Below are 18,263 nucleotides of genomic sequence, written 5' to 3' on the forward strand. Positions count from 1 at the left end.
TCATGACTTATCTGCAGAATGCCGACGGCCAGGGACAATTGCTGATAGGGGAGCGCGTCTCCCCGATCAGCTATCACGTCGAGGTCGAGGAAAGGGGTGATGGCTATGCCGCAAAAGTCGAAATGCAGGCACCGCGCGACTGGCTGATCCGGCAGGGGTTCGAGAAGCAGGCCACGCTTGTTCTCGCATCCGGAGATCGCGCGCAGATTACCTATGGTCGGGAACTGGACGTAACGGACAGCATCAGTGTCGTCCTGCGTACCGACGCGCTCGAGTATAGAGATCGTCAGGAGCTGTGTGACGCTTTCCCTGAGTTGATCGGCCGCGAAAGCTGACCCGGCTGCATGACTTGCGTAAACGGTTTGATCCGAAACCGTTCATCTGGCGTAAGGGTATTGTTGCCCTTTTAAAACAACGCAATGCCCTCAAGTCGGAGGTCCACATGGAAGAACTGAAATCTCTATCGCAAGACACGAGGCGCGACCGCACGGGCGGCCTGGTGCGCGACAAGCTGGACCTGCTGATGGCCGAGATGCGTCGGGAAGAAGTGCCAATGCACTTGATCCGGCTTGCCGAGGAGCTTCAGACCGCCCTTGACGAGAAGCCGGTCAGATAAGGCATTCCGGAACCTTCCGGCCAGTCGAGGGTTGCCTTGATGACACATCCATATGCACGTCATGAAAGGGCAGATCATGATCAATTACTTCTGGTTAGTCGTCGTCATGCTCGGACCGGTTCTTCTCGGTGGAGCCATTTTCTTCGCGATCATGCGTCAGAGGCGCCTGAGCGGGCGCGAGCGCATCCATCAGGATGCGGCCACGCGAGAGCTCTATCAAAAGGATGAAGCAGCAGATACCCGCCCGTATGGCGGACGGCGGTAAGCTTCAGAGGAAGCTGCCATCCCTGGGATCGTAACGCTTGCCGTTTGCAATGCTTGCCAGTTCGACGAGATCGTCTTCGTTGCGAATACCGCTTTTCACGAGATAGCTGACAAACGCTTCGGCGTTTTTCTTCACGTGCCTGTCAAGATGGTTGCGTTCCTGCAGCCGTCTGACGGCTCGTTCGACAATTGCATGTTCATCCTGGGTCTTGCCGGGGGGTGTCGATGCCATAGCATTCCCTCCGTTCGAGGCCGACGTAAAACGGATAACCACCCGCCGGCTTGGCATGGAACCATCATGCCGCATAACGATTCAAATGCAACCCTGGATTCGCAATGACAATATCTGACCTGGGGGGAGTGGTGATCCCGACGCGATTCGAACGCGTGACCCTCAGATTAGGAATCTGGTGCTCTATCCTGCTGAGCTACGGGACCACTTCCTCCTCCATACAAAAGCCCAGCCTTCAAGCCAAGCGGTTTTGCGCGACGATGTCCGTCAGCGCGGCAGCCGCTGCTCGGCGAGGCGAACCCAGTAGGAGATGCCGGTGGCTATGACGTCGTCGTTGAAGTCGTAAGCCGGATTGTGCAAGCCGGCTGTCTCGCCATTGCCGATCAGGATATAGGCGCCGGGTCGAGCCTGCAGCATGAAGGCAAAATCCTCGCCGGCCATGGTGGGATCGACTTCGGTATCCACGTTATCGGCGCCAACGACATCGAATGCCGCCCTCGCCGCATGCTCCGTTTCCGCCGGGTGGTTCACCGTGACCGGGCAGGCACGCTCGTATTCGTAATCAATGCTTGCGCCGTGCGCCGCTGCAATGCCAGCCGCGATTTCGCCGATCCGGCGTTCAGCGAGATCTCGCACCTCTTCGTCCAGCGAACGGACCGTGCCGTTGATGATGGCCTCTTCCGGAATGATGTTATGCGTCGTGCCGGCATGAAACTGGGTTACGGAAACAACGACAGAGCGCAGCGGATTGGCATTGCGTGCTGCAATCGTCTGCAGGGCGCCCACGATCTGCGAGCCGATCACGATCGTGTCCGTCGTGTTGTGTGGTTCGGCGGCGTGGCCGCCCCGCCCCGTGATCTTCAGGAAGAACTTGTCCGGTGCCGCCATGATTCCGCCCTTGCGGATGGCAAACGTTCCGACCTTCATGCCCGGCATGTTGTGCATGCCGTAAATCTCCTCGATGCCGAAGCGCTCCATCAGTCCGTCTTCGACCATGGCGAGCGCGCCGCGGCCGCCTTCCTCGGCTGGCTGGAAGACGAGGGCCACCCGCCCCGCGAAGTTGCGGGTTTCCGCAAGATATCTGGCGGCCCCCAGCAGCATGGCCGTGTGCCCGTCATGCCCACAGGCATGCATGCGGCCCGGTATGGTCGAGGCCCATGGTTTGCCTGTGATCTCGTCGAGCGGGAGCGCATCCATGTCGGCGCGTAGGCCAATCGTGCGTTCCCCGACGCCTTGCCCCTTGATGATCCCGACCACGCCAGTGCGACCGAGACCTTCGACAATCTCGTCGACGCCAAATTCGCGTAGTTTCGTCGCGACGAAGGCTGCGGTGTTCTCAACGTCGTACAGGATTTCCGGATTGGCATGCAGATGGTGGCGCCATTCGGTGGCCTCCGATTGGAGTTCGGAAGCACGGTTCAGAATCGGCATTCTCTCGTCCTGCGTTCATTCTTGATCACGTTTGGGGGGATCACGTGATTGTCGGCACGAATGTGCGCCTTTCAATTGACGTATTCAATGGGCTTTGCCATTCCTTCGCTACATAAGAGATCGCCGTGACCTTGGCGAGTGACCAGCCGAACAAGAGGATCGAACTGGTGTTGACGAAGCGTTCCCGAATGTTGCCCGCAGCCCGTGCCTTCCGTCGATGGGCGGTTGCCGTTTCCCTGACCGCGCTGATGCTGCCGGGGATGGCTGCCGCAAATCCCATGATGGTGGTCGATGTCAGCAGCGGCCGGGTCATCGCTCATCAGGAAGCGTTCCGCAAATGGTATCCGGCTTCCCTCACGAAGCTGATGACCGCCTATACCACCTTCCGCTCCATGCGTGCCGGCGAGCTTTCGCCGGAAACCGTGGTCGTGATGAGCAAGCATGCTGCCGACCAGCCGGCGAGCAAGATGTATTTCAGGCCGGGCTCCAAGCTGACGCTCGACAGCGCGCTCAAGCTTCTCATCATCAAGTCCGCCAATGACGTGGCGGTGGCGATTGCCGAGACGATCAGCGGCAGCGAAGGCGCCTTCGTGCAGCGAATGAACCAGGAAGCCCAGCGTCTTGGCATGACCTCGACCCGTTTCGTCAATCCGAATGGACTTCCGGGCAAGGGCCAGTATACGACCGCCCGCGACATGGCGATCCTCGCAACAGCGATCCGCCGCGAGTTTCCGGAGTATGCGGGCTATTTCGCGCTGGAAGGTGTGACGACCGGCAAGAAGGACTATCCGAACTTCAATCTCCTGGTCGGCCGTTTTCCGGGCGCCGATGGCATGAAGACGGGCTATGTCTGCGCCTCGGGTTTCAATCAGGTGTCCTCCGCGACCCGCAACGGTCGCACGGTCATCTCCGTCGTGCTCGGCGCCGACAGCCTGGGCGCGCGTGCCGACCTCTCGGCCGATCTCCTGCAGAAGGGACTGACGACCTCGCTGGCAGGCAACCGGCTGGACCAGCTGCAGCCCTATGGTGAGGGTCTGGATCAGGTGACCGACATCAGCGCCGAGATCTGCAATCCGCAGGCCCGGAAGGTGCGTAGCGAAGGCCGCGACGAGGCTGGACGCATGAAGCTGACCTCGCCCTATATCCAGGAGATGGGCCGTCCGCCGGCGATGAGCTTTGCCGGCCTCATCCCCGGGAGCGAACCGGTCGAGACAAAAAAGGGCGCTGGTACGGGCGAGATCGCCAATGTGCCGATCCCTCGGCCGCGTCCCACCTTCTGAGCAGATAGATGACCCAAAACCGCATTCCCGTTTCCATTCTCACCGGCTTTCTGGGAGCCGGGAAGTCGACGCTCCTCAATCGTCTCCTCAAGGATCCGGCGATGAAGGATGCGGCCGTCATCATCAACGAGTTCGGTGAGGTCGGTATCGACCATCTGCTGGTCGAAGCCTCCAATGATGCGGTGGTCGAGCTGTCCGACGGTTGCCTTTGCTGCACGGTGCGCGGGGAACTCGTCGATACGCTCGCCGAACTGATCGACGGCATGCAGACCGGAAAGATCAAGCCGCTGTCGCGCGTCGTGATCGAAACGACGGGGCTTGCCGATCCGGCGCCCGTCATGCAGTCGGTGATGGGGCACCCTGCGATCGCCCAGCATTTCGACCTCGATGGCGTGATCACCGTCGTCGATGCGGTCAATGGTCTCTCGACCATCGACAGCTATCCGGAGGCCTACAAGCAGGTGGCAGTCGCCGACCGGCTTATCCTTACCAAGAAGACGCTCGCTGATGCGCCGGGCATGGCGGCGCTCGTCGAGCGCCTGAGAGCGCTCAATCCCCGGGCGCCGATCACCGATGGCGATGCTGCTGATGCGGCCTCAGCCGCAATTCTGGTCAACGGTCTCTATGATCCGGCAAGCAAGATTGCCGATGTCGACCGTTGGCTGAAGGCGGAGATGGCGGCTGCCGATGATCACCATCATCATCACGGGCGTGATCATCATGATCACGATCATGGGCACGGCCATCACCATCATGGCCATCATCACCACCATGATGTGAACCGGCACGGCACGTCGATCCGGTCCTATTCGATCCTGCACGACGAGCCGATCGATCCGATGGCGATCAACATGTTCGTCGATCTCCTGCGCTCCACCCATGGCGAGAAACTTCTCCGGATGAAGGCCATCGTCGCCTTGACCGACCGGCCGGACAGGCCGCTGGTCCTGCATGGGGTGCAGTCGATCTTCCATCCGCCGGTGCGCCTGCCGGCCTGGCCGGAAGGCTCGGATCGCAAGACGCGGCTGGTCCTGATCACGAAGGACCTGTCGGAAAGCTATGTGCGGGATCTGTTCGGGGCCTTTACCGGCAAGGTCTCGATCGACCGTCCGGATCGGGCCGCGATGATGGACAATCCGCTCTCCATCCCGGGCTTCAAGTTCTGATCAGACGCTCGGTCCGCCCTTGCGGATATGGAAGCGGTGGCCGCCGTCCAGTCGTTCCTGGGCGAGCAGCGTGTGACCGTCCTCATGGCAGAAATGCGGGATGTCGATGCCGGCCAGCGGATCGCTCGTCTCGACGATCAGCTCGTCGCCGGGCCCAAGATCGGCCATGCGCCGGCGTGTCTTCAAAACGGGAAGGGGGCATTTCAGCCCCCTCAGATCATAGATCGGCGCGTCGGCCATGCCTTACCAGAGCTTCCAGAAGGGCTTCTTCGGCGCGGCTTCCGTGGCAGCTTGAGCCGTCTGCGGTGCCAGCGGGTTTGGCTGGGGAACGGGGATGGCCGTCGTTGCGGGTGCAGCGCCGGCGGCAGCGGTTGCCGGTGCGGTTTGCGTCTGCGGGTCGCCGTTCGGGTTGGTCGCCATCTGGTTGACGGCGGCAGTGCCATTGGCGGCGGCAAGCTTGGCAGGATCGACATCATCGATGTCCATCAGCTTGCCGGCCTTCAACGCAGAGCCCGTCGGGGCAAAGGCCAGATCGTGCGAGCGCGACTTGCGCAGGTCGGCAACCAGCGCCTTGCGCTCGGCTTCGGTCGGGTCGTACCAGATCTTTCCGTCGTATTTCTTCAGTGCCTTGGCATAGGCGGCGTCATAGGCTTCGTTGAAGCCGTTGAGTGCGACTGAAAGCGCCGGCGGCGTGCTCATCGGCGGGCAGGCGCCCTGGGGATTGAAGCTCGAGCCGGCCGGAGCTGACTGGTTGAAGACATATTTCTTCTCGCAGACGTTCACCTCCGGCGGACGCTTGGTCACTTCGAAGTGGTCGTAGCCGACCTTCAGCATCTTCCAGAAATCGTAATGCGGGCTGTGGCGATGACGCGCCATGTTTTCGGCCGTCATGCGGAAGGGGAAGGCCTGCAGCTGAACCGCCTGCTGACCGCCCTTGAAGGCGTCACGCGCGAAGGCATAGATTTCCAGCATCTGCGCATCGGTCATGGAATAGCAGCCCGAGGATGAGCAGGCGCCGTGGATCATCAGGTGGGATCCATTGCGACCATTGGCTCGATCGAACTGGTTCGGGTAACCGGTGTTGATGGCCAGGAAATACTTGGAGTTCGGGTTCAGGTGATAGGGCGTCAGCGGATAGAAGCCTTCCGGCGCCTGACGGTCGCCTTCCTTCACCTTCGGACCGAGACGGCCCGACCAGGCACAGATGTCGTATTCCACGACCTTGTCGAAGCGGTTGTTGGTCTTGGCCTTCCAGACCTCGAGCTTGCCTTCTTCCTTGAAGATGCGGATCATGATCGGCGAGTTGCGATCCATGCCCTTCTTCTGGATTTCGGCAAGCAGGCGAGCCGGCAGCGGCTGTTCGACCTTGTTGGCCACGCGCGGCGTATCATAGGCAGCGCTTTCCAACGTGTCGTTACAGCCGGCAAGGGCAGCGGCGAAAACCAGAACCAGGGCCGTCGATGTCAAGCGCATGCGCAAACGCTCTTTCCAGGAACACATGTTGAGGCTCAGAACGAGCCGGTCATGCGGGAGTTTAGAACTGCTTTCTTCACAAATTATAAACCAATGACCGTCGGATTTGCCATTCTTTCCCCGCCGCTATTCCTGCAAAGCGGCGGAGTGATGGCAAATTGACGCAGCAACCGCCGAAATGTCAGAGATTGCGGCCGATATCGAGGAACTTCTGACGCCGGTCGGAGCGAAGCTTGTCGCCCGGCATGGGTGTCAGTTCTGCCAGCGCGCCGGCGATCATGTCCCCGGTCATGCCGATCACGCGATCCGGAGCCCGGTGCGCGCCGCCGACGGGTTCCGGGATGATGGCGTCGATGATGCCGAGACTTTTCAGATCTTCCGCCGTGATCTTCATGTTGGTCGCCGCTTCCTTGGCGCGGGTCGAGTCGCGCCAGAGAATAGATGCCGCGCCTTCCGGTGAGATCACCGAATAGATCGCATGTTCGAGCATGTAGACGCGGTTGCCGGTGGCAATTGCAATCGCGCCGCCGGAGCCGCCTTCGCCGATCACGACGGAGACCATCGGTACCTTGAGCGACAGGCACATCTCGGTCGAGCGGGCGATGGCTTCCGCCTGGCCGCGTTCTTCAGCACCAACGCCCGGATAGGCGCCGGCCGTGTCGATCAGCGAAATCACCGGCAGGCCGAAGCGGTCGGCCATTTCCATGACACGGATCGCCTTGCGATAGCCTTCCGGACGGGGGCTGCCAAAATTGTGCTTGATGCGCGACTTGGTGTCGTTGCCCTTTTCCTGGCCGATGACGGCGACGGGCTGGCCGCGGAAACGGGCGAGGCCGGCCTGGATGGCGGCGTCCTCGCCGAATTTCCGATCGCCTGCCAGGGGCGTGAATTCGGTAAACAGCGCATCGGCATAATCGACGAAATGCGGGCGCTGCGGATGGCGCGCGACCTGCGTCTTCTGCCAAGCGTTGAGCTTCGAATAGATCTCCACCATCGCCTCGTCGACACGGCTTTCCAGCCGGCTGATCTCTTCCGAGGTGTCGATGCTCTCGTCCTCTTCCGCAAGCTTCTTCAGTTCGCGGATCTTGGCCTCGAGGTCGGAGATGGGCTTTTCGAAGTCGAGATAGTTGTGCATGAACTCCGTTCCGATCGTTCGTTCCTGGCGCTCGCCGCCCGCAGGAACCGGCTTAGCCGGTCCTAATCGGGGTTTTTGGCCTGTTTTGCAAGGGGGTGATGTGTATGCACCAGTTGTTGCAGGCGTTCGTCGAGCACATGCGTGTAGATTTGTGTCGTTGAAATGTCGCTGTGGCCCAGCAGTTCCTGCACGGCGCGAAGATCCGCTCCATTGCCGAGAAGATGGCTGGCAAAAGCATGCCTCAGGACATGGGGCGAGACGGCATTGGCCGATAATCCGGCCCTGACAGCGAGATCCTTGAGGTCTCGTGCAAAGACCTGGCGGGGCAGATGCCCCTCCCTGCTCGAAGCAGGAAAGAGGAAGGGGCTGTCGGCATGCGCCGGGTCCGAGGCTCGGATCCTGCCGTATCGGGCAAGCGCTTCGATGGCGGTGCGCGACAACGGCACCAGCCGTTCCTTGTTGCCCTTGCCGCGCACCAGCAGGAAGCGGCCCTCTTGCGTCAGCACCTTCACTGGAAGCGAAACGAGCTCGCTGACGCGCATGCCCGTCGCGTAGAGAAGTTCAATCAGTGCGAGACGGCGGATACGGGCCGGCTGCTCGGGGCCGTCGAGCTCGGCTTCTTTCTCCGCAAGCGACAGAAGGCCCGTGACGTCCTCGACGCTCAGCACCTTGGGCAGTGGCCTGGACTTCTTCGGCGCATCGAGGATCGCGGTGGGGTCATCGCCGCGCAGCCCCTCGGAATAGAGAAATTTGTAGAATTGGCGCATGGCGGACAGCCGCCTGGCCTGGGAGGTGGGCTGGAAGCCGCGGCGGGCGAGATCGGAAAGATAGGCGGCGAGATCCTCGCGCGTTGCTGCCCCTAGGCTCACCTTGCGGCTCGACAGAAAGTCCGCGACATCGTCGAGATCGCGCTCGTAGGAGGCGAGCGTGTTGACGGCTGCCCCGCGCTCCGCGCTCAGCATTTCCAGAAAGGCTTCGACGCGGGCCCGGCTTAGATCCGACATGTCGCTTGTCCGTTATTGCTCGACCGGGTTGATCCGCTCGGAGGGGATGCGCACCGTGACGTCCCGTTCCCGGGGTTCGACGAAAACGGCAAAGGACCACATCGTGGCATAGACCACGCCGACGATCGTTGCGCAGATGAACAGGAAGCGGAACAGAGTGGGCATCGGCAATCCTCGGCCAGTCGTCGCAATAGATAGGTGGAAACATGGAGTTTACCAAGGGCGGGAGAGGGCTCCTGGAAATGCAGCCATGGCTTGACGCTAGCCCTCTATATGTCAATAGGTCATGAAACAGTCGTGAACAGGCCGATGACCGAAACGATCCTCAACCTTGCTCCCAGTCTGGGCGAGCGCGCCAAGGCGGCGCTCGGCAAACGCAATCTCGTTCTCGTCGGCCTCATGGGAGCCGGCAAGTCGGCGATCGGGCGGCTTGTCGCCCAGCAACTCGGCCTGCCCTTCATCGATACCGACACGGAAATCGAGCGCGTGTCGCGCATGACGATCTCCGAGCTTTTCGCAGCTTACGGCGAGGAGGAGTTCCGGGCTCTGGAGACGCGCGTCGTCAAACGTCTTCTGCGCGGCGGTCCCCGGGTTGTTTCCACGGGCGGCGGGGCCTTCATCAACGAGAATACCCGCAAGCAGGTTGAGCGAGGCGGGCTGTCTGTCTGGCTCAGTGCCGATCTCGAGGTCCTGTGGGAGCGGGTCAACAAGCGCGATAATCGCCCCCTGCTGAAGACGGAGAATCCGAAGCAGACGCTGAAGGACCTGATGGACAAGCGCTATCCGATCTATGCGCTCGCAGACATCACGGTCCAGTCGCGCGACGTGCGCAAGGAAGTGATCGCCAACGAGGTGCTGACCTCGGTGATCGAGTATCTCGGCAAGGACAAGACGCAATGACGAATGTGGAAACCCTTGAGCGCCTGGTGCATGTGCCGCTGGGCGAGCGCTCCTATGACATCCTGATCGGACCGGGCCTGATGGCACGCGCCGGCGGTGAGATCTCGACCCGCATCAAGGGCCGCCGTGCCGCGATCGTCACCGACGAGAATGTCGGCGCGCGTTACCTCGACGGGCTGATGGACAGTCTGCAGACGGACGGCATCGAGGCTGTCTCGGTCACTTTGCCCGCTGGCGAAAAGACGAAGAGCTTCGACTATCTTACCAAGGTCTGCGACGTGCTGCTTGAGGCCCGCATCGAGCGCAACGATACGGTGATCGCGCTCGGCGGCGGCGTCATCGGCGATCTCACCGGCTTCGCCGCCGGCATCGTGCGGCGTGGCGTGCGCTTCGTGCAGATCCCGACCTCGCTGCTCTCGCAGGTCGACAGTTCCGTCGGCGGCAAGACCGGCATCAATGCCCGGCAGGGCAAGAACCTCGTCGGCATCTTCAACCAGCCGGATCTCGTGCTGGCCGATACCGACGTGCTCGACACGCTGTCGGAGCGCGAATTCCGGGCCGGTTATGCGGAAGTCGCCAAGTATGGCCTGATCGACAAGCCAGACTTTTTCGAATGGCTGGAGACGAACTGGCGCGATGTGTTTGCGGGTGGTGCGGCCCGCATCGAGGCGATTGCCGTTTCCTGCCAGGCCAAGGCCGATGTGGTCGCGGCTGACGAGCGCGAAAACGGCCGCCGGGCGCTTCTCAATCTCGGCCACACCTTCGGCCATGCGCTGGAAGCCGCCACCCAGTATGACAGCAGCCGCCTGGTGCATGGCGAGGGGGTCTCGATCGGCATGGTGCTTGCACATCGCTTCTCCGCGCGCATGAACCTGGCGAGCCCGGATCTTGCTGATCGTGTTAAGGCGCATCTGAAGGCCGTCGGTCTGCCGACCCGCATGGCGGAAATCCCCGGCGAGCTGCCGCCGACCGAAGTGCTGATGGATGCCATCGCCCAGGACAAGAAGGTGAAAAGCGGCAAGCTTACCTTCATCCTCACCCGTGGTCTCGGCCAGTCCTTCGTGGCGGACGATGTGCCGGCATCCGAGGTGCAGCGCTTCATTGAGGAGATGCGGACATCATGATCGAGCAAATCCTTGCCAGTCTTGCCGACTATTGGTTGACGCTGGTCGCCATTCTCGGCCTGATCTGCGCATCCGCCTTTTTTTCGGGTTCGGAAACGGCGCTCACCGCCACGTCGCGTGCCCGGATGCACACGCTTGAGGTCAATGGCGACGACCGCGCCGGCATCGTGAATACGCTGATCGAACGCCGGGACCGGCTGATCGGGGCGCTGCTGATCGGGAACAACCTCGTCAATATCCTGGCGTCCTCGCTCACCACGAGCCTGTTTCTCGGTCTGTTCGGCGATTCCGGCGTCGCGATCGCCACGCTGTTGATGACCGTCCTGCTCGTCATATTCTCCGAAGTCCTGCCGAAGAGCTGGGCGATTTCCGCGCCGGAGCGCTTTGCTCTCGTTGTCGCGCCGTTGGTGCGTCCCTTCGTGGCCGTGGTCGGGCCGCTTTCAAGCCTTGTCAACTGGATCGTCCGCAAGTTGCTCAGCCTGTTCGGCGTATCCATTTCCGGCGAAGCGTCGATGCTTTCGGCGCATGAGGAGCTTCGCGGCGCCGTGGCGCTGCTGCATCGCGAAGGCGCGGTGATCAAGGCCGACCGCGACCGGCTGGGCGGCGTTCTTGATCTCGGCGAACTCGAAGTCTCCGACATCATGATCCACCGCACCGCGATGCGGGCGGTCAATGCCGATGAGCCGCCGGAAGTGGCGATCCGCAACATTCTGGAAAGCCCCTACACCCGCATGCCGGTCTGGCGTGGCGCGACCGACAACATCATCGGCGTGATCCATGCCAAGGACCTGATCCGGGCGCTTGCCGAGCCGAATGTCGAGCCGCAGGACATCGACATCGTCAAGATCGCCCAGAAGCCCTGGTTCGTGCCCGACACGACGAACCTCAAGGACCAGCTCAACGCCTTCCTGCGCCGCAAGACCCATTTCGCAGTCGTCGTCGATGAATATGGCGAAGTGCAGGGCGTCGTGACGCTCGAGGACATTCTCGAAGAAATCGTCGGCGATATTTCCGACGAGCACGATCTCGAGATCCAAGGTGTGCGCCAGGACAGCGACGGGTCGATCGTCGTTGATGGCGGGGTGCCGATCCGCGACCTCAATCGCGCCATGGACTGGCAGTTGCCGGACGAGGAGGCGACGACGATCGCGGGTCTCGTCATCCACGAGTCGAAGTCGATCCCCGAGGAGCGCCAGGCCTTCACCTTCTACGGCAAGCGCTTCATCGTCTTGAAGCGGGAGAAGAACCGGATCACGCGTCTGCGCATCCGGCCGATCGACGCGACCGAACCGGCGGAATGATAGGATTCGCGCTTACCAGCGTGTGGGCTCGCCTGGAGCGGCGGGCTCTATGGCGAGCGCATGCAGGCCGGCGTCCAGCTCCGGCTTCAGCAAGTCGGTCACGGCCCGGTGCCGGGCCAGGCGCGTCATGCCTGCGAAGGCCGCGGCGACGATGCGAACACGCATATGTGTTTCGTCGGTGCCGGTGATATCAGGCTGGTGGCCGGCATGGTGATGGCTTTCGTCGATCACGACGAGCCGTTCGGGGCTGAAAGCCTCGGCCAGGCGGGTCTCGATCCGGCTCTTCACCGACATTGTCTGCCTCTTTCTGCTGCTTCGCAAAAAAGCCCCACAAAGCGCGCAACAAACCGGTTTGTCAATTCTTGTCCGGCCCGTTTCCGCGCCCCATAATTACGGCATGAAACTCGACTCGAAATACTTCGATCGGATCCGCACCCGGCGAAAGCGGGAGGCCGAGCCCGAGCAATCCAAGCCCGTGTGTCAGTGGGACGGCTGCGACAAGCCGGGGGTCCATCGCGCGCCGGTGGGTCGGCATGCGGAGGGCCAGTTCTTCCTGTTCTGCTTCGAGCATGTCAAGGAGTACAACAAGGGCTACAATTACTTCTCAGGCCTTTCCGACACCGAGATCGCCCGCTACCAGAAGGAGGCGATCACCGGCCATCGGCCGACCTGGACGGTCGGCGTGAACAAGGCTGCCAAGGCGAGCCCCTTGCATTCGACCATGCGTTCCGGCTCGGCTGCGTCACAGGCACGCATCAAGGACCCCTTCGGCTTCGTTCAGCAGGGGCGCGGAGGTGCGTCGCGCTACCAGCCGGCGGAACGAAAGCTGAAGACGCTCGAAGCAAAAGCCCTGGATACGCTTGGCCTTACCGTCAGTTCGACGGCGGCCGAGATCAAGACGCGCTACAAGGAGCTTGTAAAAAAACACCATCCGGATGCAAATGGCGGAGACCGGGGTTCCGAAGAGCGTTTTCGCGCTGTCATTGACGCCTATACATTGTTAAAGCAGGCCGGTTTCTGTTAATCCGAACACACAAGCAGCGACAAAGACGGCCGGACGGCACCGCCTGGCAGGGAGACATGATGAGCAAAATTGAACTGGATATCGCCAACCTGCCCGACACCACCGTATCGGTCCGCGAGGTCTTCGGCATCGACACGGACATCCGCGTTCCGGCCTATTCCAAGGGCGATGCCTATGTCCCGGATCTCGACCCGGATTATCTGTTCGACCGTGAAACCACGCTCGCCATTCTCGCCGGCTTTGCCCATAACCGCCGCGTCATGGTTTCCGGCTTCCACGGAACCGGCAAGTCGACCCATATCGAGCAGGTCGCTGCCCGCCTCAACTGGCCCTGCGTGCGCGTCAACCTCGACAGCCATGTCAGCCGTATCGACCTCGTCGGCAAGGACGCGATCGTTCTGAAGGACGGCAAGCAGATCACCGAGTTCAAGGACGGCATCCTGCCCTGGGCCTATCAGCACAATGTCGCGCTCGTCTTCGATGAATACGATGCCGGCCGTCCGGACGTGATGTTCGTCATCCAGCGCGTGCTGGAAAGCTCGGGCCGCTTGACGCTGCTCGACCAGAGCCGCGTCATCCGTCCTCACCCTGCCTTCCGCCTGTTTGCCACCGCCAACACGGTTGGCCTCGGCGACACCACCGGCCTCTATCACGGCACGCAGCAGATCAACCAGGCGCAGATGGACCGCTGGTCGATCGTCACCACGCTGAACTACCTGCCGCATGACAAGGAAGTCGACATCGTTTCGGCCAAGGTCAAGAGCTTCGGTTCGACCGCCGAGGGTCGCGACACCGTTTCGCGCATGGTCCGCCTTGCCGACCTCACGCGTGCGGCCTTCGTCAACGGCGATCTGTCGACCGTCATGAGCCCGCGTACCGTCATCACCTGGGCCGAAAATGCCGAGATCTTCGGCGATGTTGCCTTCGCCTTCCGCGTCACCTTCCTCAACAAGTGTGACGAACTCGAGCGCACCCTGGTGGCCGAGCAGTATCAGCGCGCCTTCGGCGTGGAACTGAAGGAAAGTGCGGCCAATATCGTACTCGGCGCATAAGGACCGACAAGCATGGCAGGGCGCGGCGACAATTCGAAGGCGAGAGCCGGCGGTGGCGTAGACACGGAGCCGATGCGCCGTGCCATTACGGGCTGCGTGCGCTCGATTGCGGGCGATCCGCAGGTCGAGGTCGCCTTTGCCAATGAACGCCCCGGTCTTGCCGGCGAGCGGATCCGCCTGCCGGAGATCTCCAAGCGTCCGACCGCCCACGAACTCGCGGTGACCCGCGGGCTCGGGGACTCGATGGCGCTTCGTCTCGCCTGCCACGACCAGAAGATCCATGCCGCCATGGCGCCGCAAGGCGCCGATGCGCGTGCCATCTTCGATGCCGTCGAGCAGGCGCGCGTCGAGTCCCTCGGCTCGCTGCGCATGCCGGGTGTCGCCTCCAACATCCAATCGATGAATACCGAGAAATATGCGAAAGCGAATTTCTCGACGATCAGCCGTCAGGAAGATGCGCCGATCGGCGAAGCCGTTGCCATGCTGGTGCGCGAAAAGCTCACCGGCCAGAAGGCGCCGGAGACCGCCGGCAAGGTGCTCGACCTCTGGCGCCCGTTTATTGAGGACAAGGCCGGCACCGACCTCGACAACCTGTCCAACGTCATCGAAGACCAGCAGGCCTTCTCCCGGGTGATCCGCCACATGCTGTCGGCCATGGAGATGGCCGAGGACATGGGCGACGACCAGGAGCAGAGCGAGGACGAGCAGTCGACCGACGAGGAGCAGCCGCGCAGCGGCGAGCAGGACCAGGAGACCTCCGAAGAAGAGGCCGGCCAGGATTCTGCGCCCGCCGAGGAAAGCGAAGCCTCGCAGGAACAGCTCGACGATGGCGAGATGGACGGTGCCGAAATCTCCGAAGAGGAGATGTCGGACGAGGGCGACGACGACAGCGAGACGCCCGGTGAAATGCGCCGTCCGGCAACGCCTTTTGACGATTTCAACGAGAAGGTCGACTATAAGATCTTCACCGAGGAATTCGACGAGGAAATCACTGCGGAAGAACTCTGCGACGAGGCCGAGCTCGACCGGTTGCGCGCCTTCCTCGACAAGCAGCTCGCCCATCTGCAGGGCGCTGTCGGCCGGCTTGCAAACCGCCTGCAGCGCCGCCTGATGGCGCAGCAGAACCGCTCCTGGGAATTCGATCTGGAAGAGGGTTACCTCGATCCGGCGCGTCTTACCCGCCTGATCATCGACCCGATGCAGCCGCTCTCCTTCAAGAAGGAGAAGGACACGAAGTTCCGCGATACGGTGGTGACGCTGGTCATCGACAATTCCGGCTCGATGCGGGGTCGCCCGATCACGGTCGCCGCCTCCTGCGCCGACATTCTCGCCCGTACGCTGGAACGCTGCGGCGTCAAGGTCGAGATCCTCGGCTTCACGACCAAGGCCTGGAAGGGCGGGCAGTCGCGCGAGAAGTGGCTGGCAGGCGGGAAGCCGCCGGCACCCGGCCGCCTCAACGATCTGCGCCACATCATCTACAAGTCTGCCGATGCGCCGTGGCGCCGGGCGCGCCGCAATCTCGGCCTGATGATGCGCGAGGGGCTGCTCAAGGAGAACATCGACGGCGAGGCGCTAATGTGGGCGCATAACCGCCTGATCGGCCGCCGCGAGCAGCGCAAGATCCTGATGATGATCTCGGACGGTGCGCCGGTCGACGATTCGACGCTGTCGGTCAATCCTGGCAACTATCTCGAGCGGCATCTGCGTGCCGTCATCGAGCAGATCGAGACGCGCTCGCCCGTCGAACTTCTGGCCATTGGCATCGGTCACGACGTTACCCGCTATTATCGCCGTGCCGTCACCATCGTCGATGCCGACGAACTGGCGGGCGCCATGACCGAGCAGCTTGCCTCGCTGTTCGAGGAACAGCCCTCCGGCGGCTCGGGTCGGGCTCGCCTGCGTGCCTGAGCGCTCGATCTATCGTCGCCGCCTTGGCCTAAGCTGCGCATTCGCCGGCTTGCTGGTTCTTTCGTCCTGCGCGCCCACGACCATCCCGCCCGGACAGACGCTGTCCATTCCGGTTGAAAGCCATGTGATTGCGGAGCTTGGCGGTGACCCGACGCTGGCACCGGGCCTCACTTTCCTCGGCGGTATCGAGCTCTCTTCATCCGAGCCGCTGTTCGGGGCCTTCTCCTCGATCCGTTTCCTCGATGGCCAGCGCTTCATCGGCGTGTTCGATACGGGCTACTGGATCGAGGGGCGGATTTCGCGCGACGCCGAGGGGCGGCTTGCTGGTGTCGATGCCGTCAAACTTGCGCCGCTGCTTAACGCATCCGGGCAAGAGAGCCCGAGCAAATTCTTCGTTGATGCCGAAAGCCTTGCGATCGATGGCGACAGCGCCTTTGTCGGCTTCGAACAAATCCATCGGGTGGTGATTTATTCGCCCCTCAGCGACCTCGGCAAGGCGGTGCCGTCGCAACCGCTCGCCTTTCCCTTCGATCTCGATGTGCTGCGCAGCAATGGCGGTTTCGAGTCGCTGGTGGTCGCACCCGCCGACAGCCCGCTCCAAGGGGCGCTTGTGGCGATTGCAGAGAAGAGCTTCGACGAGAACGGCAATATCTATGCGGCAATCGTCGGTGGGCCGCTGGCGGGTGCCTTCAGCGTGCGTCCGCGCGACGACTTCGACATCACCGATGCAACCGTCCTGCCAGGCGGTGATCTTTTGCTGCTTGAGCGGCGATTTACGATCGCCAGGGGTGTCGGCATGCGGTTGCGCCGCATCGACGGAGCAAGTCTCAAGCCGGGGGCGGTGGTCGACGGCGATGTTCTGTTCGAGGCCAATTACCGATCCCAGATCGACAATATGGAAGGCATCGACGCCATCCCCGAGCCCGACGGCTCCGTCCGGCTGATCGTCGTCTCCGACGACAATCACTCGATCCTGCAGCGGACGCTGATGCTGGAATTCCGGCTGGCGGGGCCACCCGCCTGACACGCTGCTTGATAGAAAGCGAAACAGCCCCGGTTTCCCGAGGCTGCTCCTGGTCGTTCGGATGTTGATCTCTCAGGCCGGTCGAGAAGTCGCCGGCATGGGGCGCACCACGCTCATCAGCGCTCCATAGGGCAGAAGCATGATGACGCCGATCAGCATCTTGACGCTGAAGTCGGCGATCGCCCAGGAGATCCAGCGGGGTGCTTCGGTCGTCATGACGCCGAGGATCGGGGCGGCGGCGATTGCGAAGTCGTCGTTGGGGCCGATGAAGCCGAAGGCGGGAGCGAAGCACAGCGAGAAGAAGATCGCCGTATCGAGCGCCGAACCCAGCAACGAACCGATCAGCGGCGCCTTCCACCAGGTCTGCTGGCGCAGGCGGTTGAACACGGAGATGTCAAGCAGCTGTCCGACCAGGAAGGCCGTACCCGAGGCAACAGCGATGCGCGGGGTGGCGAGCAGGATCGACAGGAGAACGCCGGCGATGAAGCCCACCAGGACCACGCGACGGGCCGCCTGCGGACCAAACTGTCTGTTGGTCAGGTCGGTGACAAGGAAGGCGATGGGGTAGGTGAAGGCGCCGAAGGTCAGGAGGTCGGCGAGATTGATGCCTGCCAGCATGCCGTTGACGGGAAACTGGACGAGGAAGTTCGAGGCGACCACGACGGTCGTCATCAGCAGGCTGTAGATAAGGAAATAGCGCTTGTTCAGCATTTTTTTATCCTGGGTGATGCCACCAGTTTGAGGGACGATACTATACTGTAGGGGCATGCGCATGACAGGCATGGGCGCCGTCGTGCTTACCTCAAACGAAAAGGCTTGCCCGGATATCCGGCCAAGCCTTTCGAATGTCTGATCGGCTGCGCGTGATCAGGCAGCGGTCTTCTTGACGATCTGGCGGCGCAGCAGACGTGCGCGCATGCTCAGTTCGTTTTCGGAAGCCTTCAGAAGGAAGGCGTCGAGACCACCGCGATGCTCGACGGAGCGCAGGGCTGCAGCCGAGACGCGCAGGCGGAAACGCTGGTTCAGCGCATCCGAGATCAGCGTGACGTCGCAGAGGTTCGGCAGGAACCGGCGCTTGGTCTTGTTGTTCGCGTGGCTGACGTTGTTGCCCGTCTGGACGCCCTTGCCGGTCAATTCGCAACTGCGGGACATGGTACACCTATTGTTTTTCTAGGCCATCGCATCGCTCCCGGCCAAATGCCGGCGAGGCAATCCAACAGCGTCTGATTGGAAAGTTGCGGTTCTATAGTCAGTGAGAACCGGCGCGTCAAGCCAAACCTTGGAAATTCCGGAGGGTCCGTGGGCTCCAGGATATTTTCTTGCCACAGT

General features: G+C 62.0%; 22 protein-coding genes and 1 tRNA gene. 12 read left to right on the forward strand and 11 right to left on the reverse strand.

From position 1 onward, the window contains the following. The first annotated feature begins 2 nt into the window (after positions 1-2). From H6M51_RS07525 to H6M51_RS07535, 3 genes are all read left to right on the forward strand, one after another. Positions 3-335, forward strand: coding sequence for a hypothetical protein (locus tag H6M51_RS07525; RefSeq protein ID WP_185809250.1), 333 nt, complete (start codon positions 3-5; stop codon positions 333-335). A 107-nt stretch (positions 336-442) separates the two neighbouring features. Continuing rightward, positions 443-616 carry a hypothetical protein gene (locus H6M51_RS07530; RefSeq protein ID WP_185809251.1) on the forward strand — a complete coding sequence of 58 codons (174 nt, stop codon included), beginning with the start codon at positions 443-445 and terminating at the stop codon, positions 614-616. A gap of 76 nt (positions 617-692) precedes the next feature. Further along, positions 693-881: a hypothetical protein gene (locus H6M51_RS07535; protein WP_185809252.1), complete on the forward strand. Its 189-nt coding sequence runs from the start codon at positions 693-695 to the stop codon at positions 879-881. 3 nt (positions 882-884) lie between these two features. Here the strand turns inward: H6M51_RS07535 and H6M51_RS07540 are convergent, their stop codons facing one another. The 3 genes from H6M51_RS07540 to H6M51_RS07550 all read right to left on the reverse strand — a co-directional run bounded on the left by H6M51_RS07540 (position 885) and on the right by H6M51_RS07550 (position 2,543). Then, positions 885-1,112 (reverse strand): hypothetical protein, encoded by a 228-nt coding sequence (locus H6M51_RS07540; RefSeq protein WP_185809253.1) that lies wholly within the window; start codon positions 1,110-1,112, stop codon positions 885-887. Positions 1,113-1,241: 129 nt separating this feature from the next. After that, positions 1,242-1,318: transfer RNA gene (locus H6M51_RS07545), tRNA-Arg, on the reverse strand. Between the two features lie 61 nt (positions 1,319-1,379). Continuing rightward, the gene (locus H6M51_RS07550; protein WP_185809254.1) at positions 1,380-2,543 is read right to left on the reverse strand and encodes a M20 aminoacylase family protein; all 1,164 of its coding nucleotides are present in this window, start codon (positions 2,541-2,543) and stop codon (positions 1,380-1,382) included. Between the two features lie 167 nt (positions 2,544-2,710). Here H6M51_RS07550 and H6M51_RS07555 point away from each other — a divergent pair, with 167 nt between their 5' ends. Both H6M51_RS07555 and H6M51_RS07560 read left to right on the forward strand, forming a co-directional pair. Beyond that, positions 2,711-3,823 (forward strand): serine hydrolase, encoded by a 1,113-nt coding sequence (locus H6M51_RS07555; protein WP_407073564.1) that lies wholly within the window; start codon positions 2,711-2,713, stop codon positions 3,821-3,823. An 8-nt stretch (positions 3,824-3,831) separates the two neighbouring features. After that, positions 3,832-4,989: a GTP-binding protein gene (locus H6M51_RS07560; protein ID WP_185809255.1), complete on the forward strand. Its 1,158-nt coding sequence runs from the start codon at positions 3,832-3,834 to the stop codon at positions 4,987-4,989. Here H6M51_RS07560 and H6M51_RS07565 read toward each other — a convergent pair whose 3' ends face one another. The 5 genes from H6M51_RS07565 to H6M51_RS07585 form a co-directional block, all read right to left on the reverse strand. Beyond that, positions 4,990-5,229: a sulfurtransferase TusA family protein gene (locus H6M51_RS07565; protein WP_185809256.1), complete on the reverse strand. Its 240-nt coding sequence runs from the start codon at positions 5,227-5,229 to the stop codon at positions 4,990-4,992. A gap of 3 nt (positions 5,230-5,232) precedes the next feature. Beyond that, complete coding sequence (locus H6M51_RS07570; protein WP_185809257.1) at positions 5,233-6,462, reverse strand: murein L,D-transpeptidase family protein; 1,230 nt, start codon at positions 6,460-6,462, stop codon at positions 5,233-5,235. A gap of 181 nt (positions 6,463-6,643) precedes the next feature. Further along, the gene (locus H6M51_RS07575) at positions 6,644-7,597 is read right to left on the reverse strand and encodes an acetyl-CoA carboxylase carboxyltransferase subunit alpha (protein WP_185809258.1); all 954 of its coding nucleotides are present in this window, start codon (positions 7,595-7,597) and stop codon (positions 6,644-6,646) included. 62 nt (positions 7,598-7,659) lie between these two features. Next, positions 7,660-8,601, reverse strand: coding sequence for a site-specific tyrosine recombinase XerD (gene xerD / locus H6M51_RS07580; protein WP_185809259.1), 942 nt, complete (start codon positions 8,599-8,601; stop codon positions 7,660-7,662). Between the two features lie 12 nt (positions 8,602-8,613). Further along, complete coding sequence (locus tag H6M51_RS07585) at positions 8,614-8,766, reverse strand: hypothetical protein (RefSeq protein WP_185809260.1); 153 nt, start codon at positions 8,764-8,766, stop codon at positions 8,614-8,616. A 144-nt stretch (positions 8,767-8,910) separates the two neighbouring features. Between H6M51_RS07585 and H6M51_RS07590 the strand changes: the two genes are divergently transcribed. The 3 genes from H6M51_RS07590 to H6M51_RS07600 are packed head-to-tail and all read left to right on the forward strand — an operon-like array spanning position 8,911 to position 11,926. After that, the gene (locus tag H6M51_RS07590) at positions 8,911-9,501 is read left to right on the forward strand and encodes a shikimate kinase (RefSeq protein WP_185809261.1); all 591 of its coding nucleotides are present in this window, start codon (positions 8,911-8,913) and stop codon (positions 9,499-9,501) included. Next, positions 9,498-10,625: a 3-dehydroquinate synthase gene (gene aroB / locus H6M51_RS07595; RefSeq protein WP_185809262.1), complete on the forward strand. Its 1,128-nt coding sequence runs from the start codon at positions 9,498-9,500 to the stop codon at positions 10,623-10,625. The genes H6M51_RS07590 and aroB overlap by 4 nt, the downstream gene beginning before the upstream one ends. Beyond that, positions 10,622-11,926, forward strand: coding sequence for an HlyC/CorC family transporter (locus tag H6M51_RS07600; protein ID WP_185809263.1), 1,305 nt, complete (start codon positions 10,622-10,624; stop codon positions 11,924-11,926). Before aroB ends, H6M51_RS07600 begins: the two co-directional genes overlap by 4 nt. Before the next feature lie 12 nt (positions 11,927-11,938). Here H6M51_RS07600 and H6M51_RS07605 read toward each other — a convergent pair whose 3' ends face one another. Further along, entirely contained in the window at positions 11,939-12,220 is a 282-nt protein-coding gene (locus H6M51_RS07605) for a BolA family transcriptional regulator (protein ID WP_185809264.1), read from the reverse strand. Positions 12,221-12,323: 103 nt separating this feature from the next. Here H6M51_RS07605 and H6M51_RS07610 point away from each other — a divergent pair, with 103 nt between their 5' ends. From H6M51_RS07610 to H6M51_RS07625, 4 genes are read left to right on the forward strand one after another with little or no spacing between them, the layout of a single operon-like run. Further along, the gene (locus tag H6M51_RS07610; RefSeq protein WP_185809265.1) at positions 12,324-12,950 is read left to right on the forward strand and encodes a J domain-containing protein; all 627 of its coding nucleotides are present in this window, start codon (positions 12,324-12,326) and stop codon (positions 12,948-12,950) included. 59 nt (positions 12,951-13,009) lie between these two features. Next, entirely contained in the window at positions 13,010-14,002 is a 993-nt protein-coding gene (gene cobS, locus H6M51_RS07615; RefSeq protein ID WP_185809266.1) for a cobaltochelatase subunit CobS, read from the forward strand. Between the two features lie 12 nt (positions 14,003-14,014). Continuing rightward, complete coding sequence (gene cobT / locus H6M51_RS07620; RefSeq protein WP_185809267.1) at positions 14,015-15,910, forward strand: cobaltochelatase subunit CobT; 1,896 nt, start codon at positions 14,015-14,017, stop codon at positions 15,908-15,910. Beyond that, positions 15,903-16,934: an esterase-like activity of phytase family protein gene (locus H6M51_RS07625; RefSeq protein ID WP_185809268.1), complete on the forward strand. Its 1,032-nt coding sequence runs from the start codon at positions 15,903-15,905 to the stop codon at positions 16,932-16,934. Before cobT ends, H6M51_RS07625 begins: the two co-directional genes overlap by 8 nt. A gap of 72 nt (positions 16,935-17,006) precedes the next feature. Here H6M51_RS07625 and H6M51_RS07630 read toward each other — a convergent pair whose 3' ends face one another. Together H6M51_RS07630 and rpmB are read right to left on the reverse strand one after the other, a co-directional pair. Then, on the reverse strand, positions 17,007-17,645 hold the full coding sequence (locus tag H6M51_RS07630; protein ID WP_185809269.1) for a queuosine precursor transporter: 639 nt from the start codon (positions 17,643-17,645) through the stop codon (positions 17,007-17,009). 156 nt (positions 17,646-17,801) lie between these two features. Then, complete coding sequence (rpmB, locus tag H6M51_RS07635; RefSeq protein WP_185809270.1) at positions 17,802-18,086, reverse strand: 50S ribosomal protein L28; 285 nt, start codon at positions 18,084-18,086, stop codon at positions 17,802-17,804. Between the last annotated feature and the right edge of the window lie 177 nt (positions 18,087-18,263).

Source organism: Rhizobium sp. AQ_MP (genome assembly GCF_014237835.1).
GTDB lineage: Bacteria > Pseudomonadota > Alphaproteobacteria > Rhizobiales > Rhizobiaceae > Allorhizobium.